At 72.2% G+C, this 15,028-nt stretch carries 15 protein-coding genes and 1 riboswitch; of the genes, 9 read left to right on the top strand and 6 right to left on the bottom strand.

Annotated features, from left to right (window positions below):
* The first annotated feature begins 78 nt into the window (after positions 1 to 78).
* Entirely contained in the window at positions 79 to 1,092 is a 1,014-nt protein-coding gene (locus HHX40_RS16990) for an LLM class flavin-dependent oxidoreductase (protein WP_182881375.1), read from the top strand.
* On the opposite strand, the gene HHX40_RS16995 is transcribed toward HHX40_RS16990, so the two are convergent.
* Positions 1,070 to 2,773, bottom strand: coding sequence for a hypothetical protein (locus tag HHX40_RS16995; protein WP_182881376.1), 1,704 nt, complete (start codon positions 2,771 to 2,773; stop codon positions 1,070 to 1,072). The two genes, HHX40_RS16990 and HHX40_RS16995, sit on opposite strands and share 23 nt — an antisense overlap.
* A 73-nt stretch (positions 2,774 to 2,846) precedes the next feature.
* Positions 2,847 to 3,563 carry an IclR family transcriptional regulator gene (locus HHX40_RS17000; RefSeq protein ID WP_111698126.1) on the bottom strand — a complete coding sequence of 239 codons (717 nt, stop codon included), beginning with the start codon at positions 3,561 to 3,563 and terminating at the stop codon, positions 2,847 to 2,849.
* A gap of 136 nt (positions 3,564 to 3,699) precedes the next feature.
* Between HHX40_RS17000 and leuC the strand changes: the two genes are divergently transcribed.
* The 5 genes from leuC (at position 3,700) to HHX40_RS17025 (ending at position 8,703) form a co-directional block, all read left to right on the top strand.
* On the top strand, positions 3,700 to 5,085 hold the full coding sequence (gene leuC / locus HHX40_RS17005; protein WP_111698127.1) for a 3-isopropylmalate dehydratase large subunit: 1,386 nt from the start codon (positions 3,700 to 3,702) through the stop codon (positions 5,083 to 5,085).
* A 28-nt stretch (positions 5,086 to 5,113) separates the two neighbouring features.
* On the top strand, positions 5,114 to 5,701 hold the full coding sequence (leuD, locus tag HHX40_RS17010) for a 3-isopropylmalate dehydratase small subunit (RefSeq protein ID WP_111698128.1): 588 nt from the start codon (positions 5,114 to 5,116) through the stop codon (positions 5,699 to 5,701).
* On the top strand, positions 5,680 to 5,940 hold the full coding sequence (locus HHX40_RS17015) for a hypothetical protein (protein WP_111698129.1): 261 nt from the start codon (positions 5,680 to 5,682) through the stop codon (positions 5,938 to 5,940). The genes leuD and HHX40_RS17015 overlap by 22 nt, the downstream gene beginning before the upstream one ends.
* A gap of 51 nt (positions 5,941 to 5,991) precedes the next feature.
* Complete coding sequence (locus HHX40_RS17020) at positions 5,992 to 6,288, top strand: HU family DNA-binding protein (RefSeq protein WP_111698130.1); 297 nt, start codon at positions 5,992 to 5,994, stop codon at positions 6,286 to 6,288.
* A gap of 303 nt (positions 6,289 to 6,591) precedes the next feature.
* The gene (locus tag HHX40_RS17025) at positions 6,592 to 8,703 is read left to right on the top strand and encodes a SpoIIE family protein phosphatase (protein ID WP_310738148.1); all 2,112 of its coding nucleotides are present in this window, start codon (positions 6,592 to 6,594) and stop codon (positions 8,701 to 8,703) included.
* Between the two features lie 13 nt (positions 8,704 to 8,716).
* On the opposite strand, the gene HHX40_RS17030 is transcribed toward HHX40_RS17025, so the two are convergent.
* A complete protein-coding gene (locus HHX40_RS17030; RefSeq protein WP_182881377.1) occupies positions 8,717 to 8,899 on the bottom strand; it encodes a hypothetical protein in 183 nt (60 codons plus the stop codon).
* Positions 8,900 to 9,142: 243 nt separating this feature from the next.
* Positions 9,143 to 9,315, bottom strand: a riboswitch (M-box (ykoK) riboswitch).
* 33 nt (positions 9,316 to 9,348) lie between these two features.
* Positions 9,349 to 9,597 carry a cold-shock protein gene (locus HHX40_RS17035; RefSeq protein ID WP_259403681.1) on the bottom strand — a complete coding sequence of 83 codons (249 nt, stop codon included), beginning with the start codon at positions 9,595 to 9,597 and terminating at the stop codon, positions 9,349 to 9,351.
* A gap of 112 nt (positions 9,598 to 9,709) precedes the next feature.
* Between HHX40_RS17035 and HHX40_RS17040 the strand changes: the two genes are divergently transcribed.
* Positions 9,710 to 10,945, top strand: a complete 1,236-nt coding sequence (locus tag HHX40_RS17040; protein WP_310738149.1) for an MFS transporter — start codon at positions 9,710 to 9,712, stop codon at positions 10,943 to 10,945.
* Between the two features lie 3 nt (positions 10,946 to 10,948).
* On the opposite strand, the gene HHX40_RS17045 is transcribed toward HHX40_RS17040, so the two are convergent.
* The gene (locus tag HHX40_RS17045) at positions 10,949 to 11,608 is read right to left on the bottom strand and encodes a TetR/AcrR family transcriptional regulator (RefSeq protein ID WP_310738150.1); all 660 of its coding nucleotides are present in this window, start codon (positions 11,606 to 11,608) and stop codon (positions 10,949 to 10,951) included.
* A gap of 289 nt (positions 11,609 to 11,897) precedes the next feature.
* On the opposite strand from HHX40_RS17045, the gene HHX40_RS17050 reads away from it, so the two are divergent.
* Entirely contained in the window at positions 11,898 to 13,364 is a 1,467-nt protein-coding gene (locus HHX40_RS17050; RefSeq protein WP_182881379.1) for an MFS transporter, read from the top strand.
* Positions 13,365 to 13,453: 89 nt separating this feature from the next.
* Here the strand turns inward: HHX40_RS17050 and cofC are convergent, their stop codons facing one another.
* Complete coding sequence (gene cofC / locus HHX40_RS17055) at positions 13,454 to 14,098, bottom strand: 2-phospho-L-lactate guanylyltransferase (protein ID WP_182875390.1); 645 nt, start codon at positions 14,096 to 14,098, stop codon at positions 13,454 to 13,456.
* Positions 14,099 to 14,176: 78 nt separating this feature from the next.
* On the opposite strand from cofC, the gene HHX40_RS17060 reads away from it, so the two are divergent.
* Positions 14,177 to 14,986, top strand: a complete 810-nt coding sequence (locus HHX40_RS17060) for a lysophospholipid acyltransferase family protein (protein WP_310738151.1) — start codon at positions 14,177 to 14,179, stop codon at positions 14,984 to 14,986.
* The last annotated feature ends 42 nt before the right edge of the window (positions 14,987 to 15,028 follow it).

Genomic DNA, 15,028 nt, shown 5'->3' on the forward strand with positions numbered 1-15,028 from the left:
TTAGCGGCATCCGCGGCGTCCCGGCCATTCCCTGCGGGGAATTGCCGCCGGCCCGCGCGGATCGCGAGCATCGCCGGCATGGACATCGGTGTACTGCTTCCGACCGGAACCGCCCAGTGGGGCGCGGACGGCGATCCCAGAGAGCTGGTCGCCCTCGGCCGCCAGGCGGAACGCGCGGGGTTCTCCTCGCTCTTCGTCAACGACTCCCTGATCAGCCCGCGCGTCGAGGCGCTGACCATGCTGGCGGCGCTCGCCCCGGCGACCGGCCACGTGACCCTGGGGACGGGCGCGCTGCTGCCCTTCCTGCGGCGGCCGATCCAGGCCGCCCAGTCCCTCGCGTCGATCGACCTGCTCAGCGGGGGCCGGCTGACGGTCGCGGTCGGCGCCGGGTTCCCCGGCCGGTTCGGCCGGCCGTTCTACACCCTGTCGGAGGTGCCGTGGGAGCGCCGCTTCACGCGGCTCGACGAGACCGTGGCGCTCTGGCGCGCGCTGTGGAAGGGCGAGACCTCCTTCCGCGGCGAGATCCTCCGATTCGACGACATCCCGCCCGCCACCCGGCCGTTCCGCCCCGGCGGGCCGCCGATCTGGCTCGGCGGCGCCACACCGGCCGCGCTCGCCCGCGCGGGACGGCACTACGACGGGTGGCTGCCCTATCCGCCCGACCCGGCCGACTACGCCGCCGGGCTCGCGGCCGTACGGGAAGCGGCGGGCACGGCGGGCCGGCGGCCCGAGGACGTCACCCCGGCCCTGTTCGTCTCCGTGTGGATCGACGAGGACGGCCCCGAGGCCGGTCGCCGGGCCCTCGACGCGTACGCACGGGCCGCGTACGGCATGCCGCTGGAGGAACTGGAGCGGATCCAGGCGGTCGTCACCGGCACCGCCGATCAGGTGCTCGCGGGCCTGTGCCGCTACGTGGCCGCCGGGGCGCGGCACCTGGTCGTCCGCCTGGGCGCGCTGAGCCTGCACGGCCAGCGCGACCAGCTCGACCGGGTCGCCGAGCTGATCGCACCCCTCCGACGGGCCCGGCCGGAGCCGGAGGCCGGGCTCGCCTACGAAGGGGTGGGGCCGGTCATCGTCCCGAGCGCGCCTTGAACAGGGCCCGCTTGGCGGCCTTGCCCACCTGCTTGTCCGGGTGGGCCTCGTCGATGAGCTCCAGCAGCTCCTCCAGGTGCGGGTGCCGGACCTTCCAGATCACGTCGAGCAGCCCGATGAGCGTCGGCGCCGGGCCGATGTCGTGCAGGCTGGACACGAACTCCGGCCGGCCGAGCCCCGCGGAGATCGTCCACATGTCCAGGATCAGCCAGTGGGTGTCCGCCTGCGTGGGCTCGGGGGCGTCCTCGACGTCCATCTGGGTGAGGTGCGTCGCGGCGTACGGCCGCAGGGACGGCTCCTTCAGCGCCTCCTGCCAGGCCGGTATGGCGGCCTCGCCCAGCGAGCCCACCAGGCTGGCCGCCTGCACCCGGACGAGGGCGTCCGCCTCCTCCTCGGCGGCGGCGCCCAGCAGCTCGGCGGCGGCCCGCGCCGGGTCGCGCAGGGCGAGCCACGCGGCGAACTCCTCGTCGGCCTCCTCCTCGGACATGTCCGCGCTGAACGACAGCAGGTCGAGGGCGGTCATCGCGTCGATCGCGGGCCGGGCGTCGACCTCGATGTCCTCGTCGTCCAGCAGGTGGACGAGGCCCTCGGCGCCGAGCGGCGTCAGGGTCACCGTGTCGTTCTCTACGGTCACCATGCCGTACCCGGTCAGCCAGGCGAGGACGGAGGCGAGCGGGTCGCCCGCGGCGGCCCAGGCGTCGGCGCCGAGATCGTCGTACTCGGCCGCCGCCTCGGCCAGTTCCTCACGCAGCTCGGGCACCCGCCGGCCGCCCCCCGCCAGCAGCAGGCGGACGAGCAGCGCACGGGTCAGGCCGGACAGGGCCAGCGTGAGGTCGTCGTCGTCCAGCTCGGGGTCGCCGTAGTCGACCGAGTGCAGGCCGAGCATCCAGACGTCGAGGACGTCGTCGTCGTCCTCGTAGGGCCAGCCCTCGGTGTCGGAGTCGACGCTGACCGTGTCGTCGCCGTCGGGGGCGAGGAACTCCAGGTCGATGGCGAGGTTCCAGAGGTTCCAGATGTTGCGCGGATCGGACAGGCCGATCGTGCGCACGGCCTCGTCCACCTCGGCCTCGCCGAGCAGGGTCTCCTCGCCCACCTTGCGCCCGGTGCCGACCCACAGGGCCAGGTCGCGGGCCTGGGCGATGAGCGTGACCCCGCGCGCCGCCTCGGCCAGCTCGACGTCGGGGCGCAGCCGGACCGTGGGCAGCGCCGCGATCTCGTCGGCGAACGGCTCGAAGTCGCCGAGGCCCTCGTCGGACCCCTCCTCGTCGAGCTCGTCCTCCTCCTCGTCCCAGTCGCGTTCGGCGATGACGTCCTCCATCGCCTCCACGAAGTCGTCCTCGACCTCGTCCAGCTCGGCCAGCAGGGTCTCCAGGGAGTCCGAGCCGGGCGTGAGCCGTCCGGTGCCGGACAGGAAGGTCAGGTAGGCCCGGACGGCCGGGATCATCCCGTCCGCCGCGGCGTCGGGGTCCTCCACGACCTGGGGCATGCGTTCGAGGAGGATCGTGCGCAGATCGCCGCGCTTCCAGAGCCCGACGTCGGTACGGGCGATCAGGCGATGCCACAGTGCCACCGGACCCACGAGATCGGGGTCGCTGCCCGGCGCGTTGCCCGGCGTCCAGAGGATGAATTCTTGGAGCAGGGGGCGCAGTTCAGCGGCGGCTGCCTCGATGCGATCTGTCACCCCGCCAGCCTAGGGCTATCGGGAGGCCGCTCTCCAATCAGTTCGGCCCCTCAGTTGCACCCGGTTCGCGGGTTCAGTTCGCCCGGCGCATGGCCTCGGTGATCCGCTCGGCCGCGGTGACGACCGGCGCGGCGTGCATGCGGCCGGGCGTACGGGTCAGCCGCTCGATGGGCCCGGACACGGAGACCGCGGCGATCACCTTGCCGCCCGCGCCGCGGATGGGCGCCGACACGCTCGCCACGCCCTGCTCGCGCTCGCCGACGCTGTGCGCCCAGCCCCTCCTGCGTACGCTCGCGAGCGTGGCGGCGGTGAACTTGGCGCCGCGCAGGCCGCGGTGCAGCCGGTCGGGCTCCTCCCAGGCGAGCAGGATCTGCGCGGCGGACCCGGCGGTCATGGGCAGCGCGGAGCCGACGGGCACGGTGTCGCGCAGGCCGCTCGCGCGCTCGGCGGCGGCCACGCAGACCCGCTCGTCGCCCTGGCGGCGGTAGAGTTGGGCGCTCTCGCCGGTGAGGTCGCGGAGCTGGATGAGCACCGGCCCGGCGACGGCCAGCAGGCGGTCCTCGCCCGCGGCGGTGGACAGCTCCGAGAGCCGGGGGCCGAGGATGAAGCGGCCCTGCGTGTCGCGGGAGACGATGCGGTGGTGCTCCAGGGCGACCGCCAGCCGGTGGGCCGTGGGCCTGGCCAGACCGGTCGCCTGGACGAGCTGTGCCAGGGAAGCGGGGCCCGCCTCCAGGGCGTTTAGCACGAGAACCGCCTTGTCGAGTACTCCGACCCCGCTAGAGTTGTCCATACCCCGATACTGCCGTCTCGCCATACGAGATGCAAACGCAATGGTGGGGATAACTAGATAGACTGTCCATATCCCGATATATCCGTCTCATCATGAGAGACATTGCCGGGGGCCTGAGCGCGAGGAGGCGTCAACCATGGGTCGAACACTGGCTGAGAAAGTCTGGGAGCAGCACGTCGTACGCCGGGCCGAGGGCGAGCCCGACCTGCTCTACATCGACCTGCACCTCATCCACGAGGTGACCAGCCCGCAGGCGTTCGACGGCCTGCGCATGGCCGGCCGTCCCGTGCGCCGTCCGGAGCTCACGATCGCCACCGAGGACCACAACGTGCCGACCGTGCTCGGGCCGATCGCCGACCCGGTGTCGCGTGCGCAGGTCGAGACGCTGCGCAAGAACGCCGCCGAGTTCGGTGTCCGCCTGCACCCGATGGGCGACGCCGGCCAGGGCGTGGTGCACATCATCGGCCCGCAGTTCGGGCTGACCCAGCCCGGCATGACCATCGTCTGCGGCGACTCGCACACCTCGACCCACGGCGCGTTCGGGGCCATCGCGTTCGGCATCGGCACCTCCGAGGTCGAGCACGTGCTGGCCACCCAGACGCTGCCCGCCTACCGGCCCAAGACGATGGCCATCGAGGTCAAGGGCGAGCTTCCGGTCGGCGTGACCGCCAAGGACCTGATCCTCGCGATCATCGCGAAGATCGGCACCGGCGGCGGGCAGGGTCACATCGTCGAGTACCGCGGCGAGGCCGTGCGCAGGCTCTCCATGGAGGGCCGCATGACCGTATGCAACATGTCGATCGAGGCCGGCGCGCGGGCGGGCCTGATCGCCCCCGACGAGACCACGTTCGAGTACCTGCGCGGCCGTGCGCACGCGCCTTCCGGCGAGGCCTGGGACCGGGCGGTCGAGTACTGGAAGACGCTGCGCACCGACGACGACGCCGTGTTCGACAAGGTCGTGGAGATCGACGCCGCGACCCTCACGCCGTTCGTCACCTGGGGCACCAACCCGGGACAGGGCGCGCCGCTCGGCGCCGCCGTGCCGTCGCCCGAGCAGTTCGCCGACCCGGTCGAGCGGGCCGCCGCCGAGCGGGCGCTGGAGTACATGGGCCTCACCGCCGGCACGCCGCTGCGCGACGTCCAGGTCGACACGGTCTTCGTGGGATCGTGCACCAACGGCCGCATCGAGGACCTGCGCGCCGCCGCCGAGATCCTGCGCGGCCGCTCGGTCGTCACCCGTACGCTGATCGTCCCGGGCTCCATGGGGGTCAAGAAGGCCGCGGAGGAGGAGGGCCTGCACGAGGTCTTCACGGCGGCCGGCGCCGAGTGGCGCGAGGCCGGCTGCTCGATGTGCCTCGGCATGAACCCCGACACGCTGAAGCCGGGTGAGCGCAGCGCCTCGACCTCCAACCGCAACTTCGAGGGCCGCCAGGGCAAGGGCGGGCGCACTCATCTCGTGTCGCCGCAGGTCGCGGCGGCGACCGCGGTGACCGGCCGGCTGACCGCCCCCGCCGACCTCTAGTCCGCCCACGTCCCAGGAGAAGATCATCATGGACGCCTTCACCACGCACACCGGCCGGGCCGTGCCGCTGCGCCGCAGCAACGTGGACACCGACCAGATCATCCCGGCCGTCTGGCTCAAGCAGGTCAGCCGTACGGGCTTCGAGAAGGGCCTGTTCGCCGCCTGGCGGGAGGACCCGTCGTTCGTGCTCAACGACCCGGCGTACGAGGGCGCGTCGATCCTCGTCTCCGGACCCGACTTCGGCACCGGCTCCTCGCGTGAGCACGCCGTCTGGGCCCTGCAGCAGTACGGCTTCCGCGCCGTGATCGCCTCGCGGTTCGGCGACATCTTCCGCAACAACTCCACCAAGATGGGCCTGCTGCCGGTCGTCCTGCCCGAGGACGTCGTCAAGAGCCTGCAGGACGCGGTGGAGGCCGACCCGAAGACGGAGATCACCGTCGACCTCGTGGAACGCCAGGTGCGCGCGGGGGACCTGGTCGCGTCGTTCGAGATCGACGACTACACCCGCTGGCGGCTGCTGGAGGGTCTCGACGACATCGGCCTGACCCTGCGTCACGCGGACGCCATCGAGGAGTACGAGAATGGGCGGCAGCCATGGCTGCCGACGACCGTCTGAACGAGCCTCAGACCGAAGACGCGCTGCTGGCGCGGCGACTGCGTGATGCGCACCGCCGCGTCAGGGCGTTAGCCTTACCACAGGAGGAGCAGGCCCGCCTGGCGCGACGGCTGCTTGCTATCTGTGACGTGGCAAAGCGGGACATAGCCCATGCGGCCGCCCGGCTGGACGTCTTCATCGCCTATCTGGACGGCGCATCCGACACGCCGAGCAGGCGAAACATGCCCCCCGGTGATTGAGTCCCGCGACCTCGTCCCCTAATTTCAAGCGCGTAAGGGGGAGGAACCGAAATGAACAAGAAGGAACTCGTCGACGCGATCACGGATCGTGTCGGTGACAAGAAGACGGCCACCGAGGCCGTCAACGCCGTCCTCGACGCCATCCAGGGTGCCGTCGCCAGTGGCGACAAGGTCTCGATCACCGGCTTCGGCGCCTTCGAGATGGTGCACAAGCCCGCCCGTACGGCTCGCAACCCCTCCACAGGCGACCCGATCAAGGTGGAGGAGAGCTGGGCGCCAAGGTTCCGCCCTGGCGCGGACTTCAAGGAGCAGGTCAACGCGGGCGGCAAGGCCGCCAAGAAGAAGTAGCCGGCCCGCGGGGTCCGGCGACGGCCGGCCCTGTGGTCGTCGCCGGCGTTGTCGTCTCTGCAAGGGCGTTCCGGCAGGAACGTTCAAGCGGGATCGTTCAAGCAAGGCTCACGCAGGTTCAGCACTGTGGACGGCGCTCGGGTTCCCGGGCGCCGTTCGTCTTGTGCCCGTCATGACGGGGTAAACAGCGCGAAACTCCACCCTGAACTGCGCAAACGTGTGCAACCATCGGGAAAGCGAATCGCCGGGGCGCCTCCCGGACCCCCGGTGGTCCGCGCGCGATGCGACCGGGGGATTGAGTCAGTGCACGTCGGCCACGAACGAGAGACCAGCCGCATTCCACTGGACCTGTTCGACCAGGCGCCGGTCGGGGTCCTGGTGACCCGGGGCGAGGACCATCGGCTCGTCTACACGAACGCCGCCGTCGCCGCCATGTTCGGCGAGCGGCCGGACGGTGAGTGGTCGGTCGACGGGTGGACGTGCGGCGACCGTGCGGCCGGCGGGTGGCCGGCCGGGACGCCCGTCCGGGAGGCCCTCCCCGGCCTCGTCCGGCGGCTCTCGCCCGGCACGCTCGGCCACGTCCTGGAGACGGGGGAGGCGGCCTGCCTCGACGAGGTCGTCGTCACGGTGACCGGTCCCGGCGGCGCGTCCCGTGAGGGCTCCTTCCGCCTGAGCCTGTCCAGGGTGCCCCTCACGTGCGGGGAGAACGGTCTGCTGGCGGTGGTCCAGGAGATCACGGCGCATCTCGCCGCCGCCCGGCGCGTCCGGGTCATGGAGAAGGAGTGGCGCCGCATCCAGCGCCGCTACCAGAGCATGGTGTGGGCGGACGCGCATCTGGTGTGGGTGACCGGCCCGCACGGCGAGGCCAGGGAGATGAGCCAGGGCTGGCAGCGGCTGACGGGGCAGAGCGTGGAGGAGAGCCTCGGCGACGGGTGGTTCCGGGCCGTCCACCCCGAGGACCGCGCGGCCGCCGTTGAGTCCTGGGACAGGGCCACCGAAGAGGCCGTCTCGCTCTACGAGCAGATCTACCGCGTCCGCACCCCCGACGGCCGCTACCGTCACGTCCGCTACCGGGCCGTGCCCGTGCACGAGGACGGCGAGGTGGTGGAGTGGGTGGGCGCCTCCACCGACGTCGAGCAGGAGTGGCAGGAGGCCCGGCGTCGCCGGCTGCTGGACCGCGCCGCCGCCGCCGCGAGCGACATCTCCAACATCGAGGAGATGTGCCAGGAGTTCGCCAACGTGATCGTGCCGGAGCTGGCCGACTCGTGCTACGTCTACCTGCTGCCCGAGGCGATCGGCGCGCCGCCCGCGTCGATCGTCACCGAGCGCGTCGCCTCCGCCGTACGGGAGGGGCTGCCGAGCCTGCCGGCGCGGCGCAAGGAGTACCACCCCGCCGACAGCGGGTTCGTACGCGCGGTGCGGCAGCGCCGGCCCCTGCAGGCGACCTTCCCGCCGGGACGGCCGCCGTTCCCCTGCGCGGACAACGTGACGGCCTGGATCGAGGAGGCCGGGGAGCACAGCCTGGCCATCATGCCGGTCGTCGTCGAGGGCGAGGTGGCGACGGTGGTCGTGACCGGAGTCTGCGGGGACCGCCCTCCGATCGCGCCGGACGACGTCCGGTTGATGCGGGAGATGCTCGACCACACGCACGACGCGGTCAGCAAGGCCCTGCGGTTCCGCCGCAACCAGAGAGTGGCGCTGGCCCTGCAGCACAGCCTGCTGGCGGAGCCGCCCCGGGTGCCCGGCCTGGAGATCGCCGCGCGCTACCAGGCGAGCCCGACCGCCGCGGAGATCGGCGGAGACTGGTACGACGCGTTCGTGCCGTCCGGCGGCGCCCTCGACCTGGTGATCGGTGACGTGGCCGGGCACGACCTCGCCGCGGCCGTGTGCATGAGCCAGGTGCGGAACATGCTGCGGGCGCTCGCCGTCGACCGCGACGAGTCCCCCGGGCACGTCCTGCGGCGGCTCAACACGGCCCTGGGGACCCTGAACGGCGAGAGCACCGCGACCTGCGTCCTGACCCGCGCCGAGAGGGACGAGAAGGGCGGCTGGCGGCTGGCCTACTCGGTGGCCGGGCATCCGCCGCCGTTGCTGGTGACCGGCGACGGGCGGAGCCGCTTTCTGCGGGACGGGCGCAACCCCCTCCTCGGCCTGGATCACGACAGGCCGTGGGCCAGTGCCGTGGAGCCGCTGCCGCCGCACGCCACCCTGCTGCTCTACACCGACGGCCTCGTCGAACGGCGGGGCGAGGACATCGGCGACGGGCTCGAACGGCTGCGGCGGTGCGCCGAGCCGCTCGCCCGCGCACCCCTGGGCCGGTTCTGCGACGAACTGCTCACCGGGATGCCCCTGACGGGAGAGGACGACATCGCCATGATCGCCCTGCGTCTGCCACCGGCGGCCGCCCTCTCCTGATGCCGTACGGCGGTCAGGTCCCCAGCAGATGCCGCAGGATCGCGAGCCCGATCTCCAGCCCCACGACGAGGCCGACTCCCGCGTCGGCGGTGCCCACCAGCGCGAGGGCCAGCGGCATCAGGACGGGGAACAGGGCGCGAGCCGCCCTGACCAGGGTCGGCGGCAGCGCGAACGGGACAGAAATCGTGATGGTCATGACGGACCTCCTGTCACGCGCCGGACATCCGGGCACGGATGGGCACCCGTCACACGCCGGGCGGCGGGGCCGGACGCGCCTGCGCGGTCTCGGCCCGCGCGACGAGCCGGATCACCTCCGGCGGAGCCCGCCGGGCGCGGGAAGGGTGACGGGACGGAACGGATGTGGACTGCCGGAACTCATCCCGACCACCTCCTCACGGTCATGGGGCGACGACCGCGCCCCTCGCCGTACCGCGTCGCGCACGCACCCCTCACGTAAGAGCTTCGGCACTGCGCGGCGTGATCCCCGCGAGCGGGGAAGCCACTTGGGGTCACCCCTTAAGCCGGGGAGACCTGTCCTGACCCGGGACGTCTCTCGACGAGGAGGGTCAGTGGCCTGTGTCCGCGCAGACGCCTCACCGAACGAGATGCCTGCCCTTTCAGTACACCCCTGGCCAGGGCGTCCGGTCAAACCCGCCCGGTGTCAACCATGAGGTCCCCTTCTCCGGGCACCGGGAAGGTCGACAGCGTGAGGTAGGAGACCCGGCCGTCCGCCATGAGGAGGGCGACCCGCTGACCGGGACGCAGGTGTCGCAGCGGCCCGGCGTCGAACGCCTCGCGGTCGAAGGGGACGCGGGCGCCGTCGTCGAGGAGGACCACGCCCGACCGGCTCTCCGGATCGAAGCTCCGCACCGTAGCCTGCACCGTCACCCGCACGTCGTCAGCCTATCGCCGCGTCCCGTACCGCCGTGAAACTCCGTTGACGTCCTGATCGTGCGGGTGCCAGCATCGTCCGGCGTGACCACGACGGCGAGCCGGAGCCTGTGGCGTGCCCGGGACTTCCGGCGCTACGCCGGCGCCGACGCGATCAGCAAGGTCGGCAGCCAGGTCTCCCTGGTCGCCCTGCCGCTCACGGCGGCGATCACCCTGCACGCGAGCCCCGTTCCAGGTGGGCCTGCTCACCGCCGCGGAGATGCTGGCCTTCCTGCTCGTCGGGCTGCCCGCCGGAGCCTGGGTCGACCGGATGCCGCGCCGTCCGGTGCTGGTCGCGGCCGACGTGGTCCGCGCGGCGGCGCTGCTGTCGATTCCCGCCGCCGCGGCGGCCGGCGCGCTCGGACTTCCGCAGATGTACGCGGTGGCCCTGCTGACCGGGTTGTGCACGGTCTTCTTCGACGTGGCGCACCAGAGCTACCTGCCCGCCATCGTGGGCCCGCGGGGCCTCGCCCGCGGGCACGGCGTGCTGGCCGCGAACGTCTCGGTCGCCGAACTGTCGGGCCCCGCGATCGGCGGCTGGCTGGTCCAGGCGCTCACCGCGCCCATGGCGGTCGTCGCCGACGCCCTCAGCTACGCCGTCTCCGCGCTGCTGCTCGTCCGCGTACGGACGGACGGGGGGCGAGGACGGGCCGGGAGCCCGGGCGAGAGGCAGGGCACAGAGCAGGGCGAGGCGGCGCGCGGCGGGTTGCGGTCCGAGATCGCCGAAGGGCTCCGGTTCGTCCTCGGGCAGCCCGTCCTGCGCCGCGTCGCCATGGTCGGGGCGCTGACGATGACGTCGTTCGGCCTGTGGTCGGCCACCGTGCCGCTGTACCTCGTCCGTGAGGTCGGCGTGTCCCCGGGCGCGTACGGCACGCTGCTGTCCGCGGGCGCGGCCGGCGGGGTGTTCGGCGCCTGGCTCGGCCCGAGAGCCGTCGCCCGGATGGGCACGGGCCGGGCCATGTACGCGTCGGCGCTGGCGGCCACGCTGTTCATCCCTCCGCTCGCGTTCACCGGGGGAGGCGCGCGCCTGCTGATCTTCCCGGCGGCCCTCGCTGCCAGTGGGGTCGCGACGACCGTCTTCTCCGTGGCGCAGGGGACCTACCGTCAGTCGATCTGCCCACCGCACCTGCTCGGCCGCCTGAGCGCCACCATGCGGTTCCTCATGTGGGGCCCGGCGCCGCTCGGCGGCCTGCTGGCGGGCACGCTCGGGCAGCTCGCCGGGGTGCGCGTGGCGTTCTGGACGGCCTGCGGCGCGTACGCGCTCGCGCATCTGCCGATCCTGCTGGCGCCGGGCATCCGCCGGGTGAGCTGAGGCTCAGCCCGGTTCCGGCTGGTCGTCCCCGGGGTCCGGCTCGCCGATGTAGGAGGCGATGCCGCGCAGGATGATCTCGACGCCGAGCTCGAACCGGTAGTCGTTCGACTCGTCCACCATGACGTCGGCCAGCTCCACCAGGTTCGGGAACCGGTCCGGCGGCAGCGAGGCGAAGTAGCTCTGGATCTCCTCGCGCATCTTCTCCGGGGCCGCTCCGCCGTTCTCCGGATAGCGGTCCCGCCAGAGGCTCTCCTCCAGCACGAACCCGTCCATGTACGTCGACAGCAGGTCGCCCGCGATGGCGACGACCTTCCGCGGCAGCCCGGCGGCGGTGAACATCGCCAGCATCCGTTCGACGTGGGGGAGCAGCTCCGGGGTGAAGGGGACGTGGGCCATCGAGATCTTCGCCATGTCCCGGTGGCTGAGCAGGCGCTGCCTTCCCTGACGGGCGAAGTTCCTGAGCTGCTCCCTCCACTGCTCGGGATCGGGTTCGGGCAGCTCGTAGCCGTCGAAGAGCCGGTTGTACATCAGCTGCAGCAACTCGTCCTTGTCGCGCACGTGGACGTACAGCGCCGAGACGGCGACGTGCAGCTCGGCGGCCACCTGGCGCATGCTCAGCCCGTCGTAGCCCTCCCGGTCGAGGACCGCGTACGCGGCGTCCACGATGCGCTCCCGGCTCAGGGGCGCCCTGGGCGGCCTCCGTCGCTTCGGCGGGCGTTCCCACGGCGGCGTCGGCATGTCCGGCTGCGTCAACGAGAACCTCCCACTCTCACGCCCATGGTAGTGAACACCGCTCCTGCTCAGCGAACACCGCTCTCCAAACGAGATATATCTTGTGTGTCGCGGGAACGAGATATATCGTGAGAACAGCGGACTTTGAACTGAACGCTGTTCAATGATAGAACAGCGCTCAGTTATTGGTGAACACTGTTCAGAAACTCAAGGAGGGGTGATGGCGAACACCGTCAGCACCGCGGCGTCCGAGGCGCCGGTGGATGAGGCGCCCGCGTACCGGTGGCGCTGGGCCGCTCTCTTCGTGATCCTCGCGGCCGAGATCATGGATCTGCTCGACGCGATGGTCACCAACATCGCGGCCCCGAGCATGCGCGCCGACCTGGGCGGATCGGAGTCCGTCATCCAGTGGCTGGGCGCCGCCTACACGCTGGCCATGGCCGTGGGCCTGATCACCGGCGGCCGGCTGGGCGACATCTTCGGGCGGAAGCGGATGTTCCTGATCGGGGCCGCCGGATTCACCGCGGGCTCCCTGCTGTGCGCCGTCGCGCAGTCGCCCGAGATGCTCATCGGAGCCCGGGTGGTGCAGGGCCTGTTCGGCGCGGTCATGCTGCCCCAGGGGCTCGGCATGATCAAGGAGATGTTCCCGCCGTCCGAGATGGGCAAGGCGTTCGGCATGTTCGGGCCGATGATGGGCCTGTCCGCCGTGGGCGGCCCGATCCTGGCCGGCTGGCTCGTGGAGGCCGACTACTGGGGCACCGGCTGGCGCATGATCTTCCTGGTCAACCTGCCGCTCGGCCTCGCCGCGCTGGCCGCCGGTCTGCGCTTCCTGCCCGAGTCGCGGTCGCCGCACCCGCTGCGGCTCGACCTGGGCGGCGTCGTCCTCGCCTCCCTGGGCGGCTTCCTGGTGATCTACCCCCTCGTGCAGGGGCGTGAGCACGACTGGCCGGCGTGGGCGTTCGTCATGCTCGCCGCCTCGGTGGTGGTCTTCGCCGCCTTCGGGTGGTTCCAGTCCCGCAGGAGCCGCGCGGGCGGCGACCCGCTGATCGTGCCGAGCCTGTTCCGCAAGCGCGCGTTCACCGGCGGCCTGTTCACCGGGCTGGTGTTCTTCTCCGGCATGGCCGGGTTCATGCTGGCGTTCAACCTCTACTGCCAGATCGGGCTGCACTACTCCGCGCTGAAGGCCGGCCTGGTGATGGTCCCGTGGTCCGCCGGCATGATCGTCGGCTTCGGGGTCGCCCAGCCGCTGCAGAAGCTCGGCCGCCGGCTGCTGCACCTCGGCACGCTGGTCATGACGCTGGGGGTCCTCGGCGTCCTGCTCACGCTGACCGTCACCGGGACGCAGGTGACCGCCTGGCAGCTCGTCCCCGCCCTGCTGGTGAGCGGGGTCGGCATGGGCATGCTGATGTCGCCGTTCTTCGACATCGTCCTGGCCGGGGTGGAGGAGCACGAGACCGGCTCGGCCTCCGGCACGATGACCGCGGTCCAGCAGCTGGGCAACGCCTTCGGCGTGGCCCTGCTCGGCACGATCTTCTTCGACCTGCTCGGCGACCTGCCCACAGCCGCGAGCTTCGACCAGGCCATGAAGGTCACCCTCTGGGTCGTCGCCGGGATGCTCCTCGTGACGTTCGCGGTGGCGTTCCTCCTGCCCAGGCACGCCCGCGAGAACGCGGAGGCGACCCACTAGCGGGCACGACGGAGTCGCGGGCGGTCATGCCGGAGCGGGGGCTCGGCGTGACCGCCTTTCCCTGCCACCACGGTCTGGCCGCTGACGCGTCAGCGCGGTGCGCCGCCGAGGATCCGGGCGGCGACCTCGGCGGTCGCGGGGCCGACTCCGAGGGCGAGGGCCTCGCGCAGGTCCTCGACCGTGTCGACGTCCCGGCGTACCGAGGCGATCCCGGGCGGGGCCAGCTCCTTGGCCCCCCGCGAGAGGTGCCGGGCCCGTGACTCGCCGCCGAATCCCGGCCGGAAGGGCACGCCGGGCCGTACGCCGTAGAACGTGGTGCCGACCTCGGCGGCGTCGGGGACGAACGCCTGGTCGAACTCCGGCGCGGCCCCGAGCACCGTCTCCAGCTCCGCGGGCCGCAGGGCGGGCAGGTCGGCCTGCAGGGCGCCGACCGCGTCGCCCGGCGCGAGCCGTACGGCCTCCTCCGCGCCGGTCCGCAGGGCCGTGTTCAGGCCCCGGTCGGGATCGGCCACCACGTGGGCGCCCAGGGCGGCCAGCCGCCGCGCGGGCAGCGGGTCGGCCGTCACGACCACCACCCGCGCCACGAGGCGGCAGCGCAGCGCCGCCGCCACGGTGTCGAGGGCCACCGCCACCGCCAGGTCGGCGCGGTACGGCCCCGCCGCGGCGGCGAGCCGGGTCTTGGCCCGGATCAGGGTCTTCACCGGAACCACAATTGACCATCGCACCAGGGGCATGGTTGTAGCATCCCGCCTCGACATCGCGCATGGCCAACCGGGAGACTTGTCCCGGATTCTGGTGATTTTGGAGACCTTGTGAGCCACCCCAGCGACCCCGCACCCGACCCGAGCACTCCCGCACCCCGCGCCGTCGACCCCGGTTCCGGTCGTCCCCAAGGGGTGGTGAGCCGGCGGGCCGGGCGGCCGCCCCGCCGGTGGGAGGCGCTCGCGGTCGTCGTCGTCAAGCCGATCTCCCGGCTGTTCGTACGGCGGAAGTGGCGCGGCGGGGAGAACATCCCGCGCACGGGAGGGCTGATCATCGCGGCCAACCACCTGTCGTGGTCCGACCCCGTGCTGCTCGCCCACTACCTCTACAACAACGGGCGGTGGCCGACGATCCTGGCCAAGGCCGGCCTCTTCCGGCTGCCCCTCCTCGGCCGCGCCGTCAGGCAGCTCCAGGCCATCCCGGTCGAGCGCAACAGCACCGAGGCCACGCGGTCGCTCAAGATCGCCGAAGAGCGGCTGCGGAACGGCGCCTGCATCATGTTCTATCCCGAGGGCACGATCAGCCGCGATCCCGAGATGTGGCCGATGGCGGGCAAGACCGGCGTCGCCCGGCTGGCCCTGACGAGCGGCGTGCCGGTCATCCCGATCGCTCACTGGGGCGCCCAGGAGCTGCTGCCGTACGGCGAGAAGAAGCCTCGCCTCCTGCCCCGCACGACCTTCCACGTGCTCGCCGGGCCGCCGGTCGACCTGTCCCGGTACGCCGGACAGCCCCTGCGCGGCTCGGTCCTGCGCGACGCGACCGCGGACATCATGGCGGCCATCACCGCCCTGCTCGCCGAGATTCGGGATGAGAAGGCGCCAGAGGTCCCCTATGACCCGAAGAACGACTCCAACGGCTGACCGGAGCGTACGGTGAGGGGTGAGCGCGCGAGGCAAGAGGAG

This window comes from Microbispora sp. H10949 (assembly GCF_014161435.1).
In the GTDB taxonomy this organism is placed as follows: domain Bacteria; phylum Actinomycetota; class Actinomycetes; order Streptosporangiales; family Streptosporangiaceae; genus Microbispora; species Microbispora triticiradicis.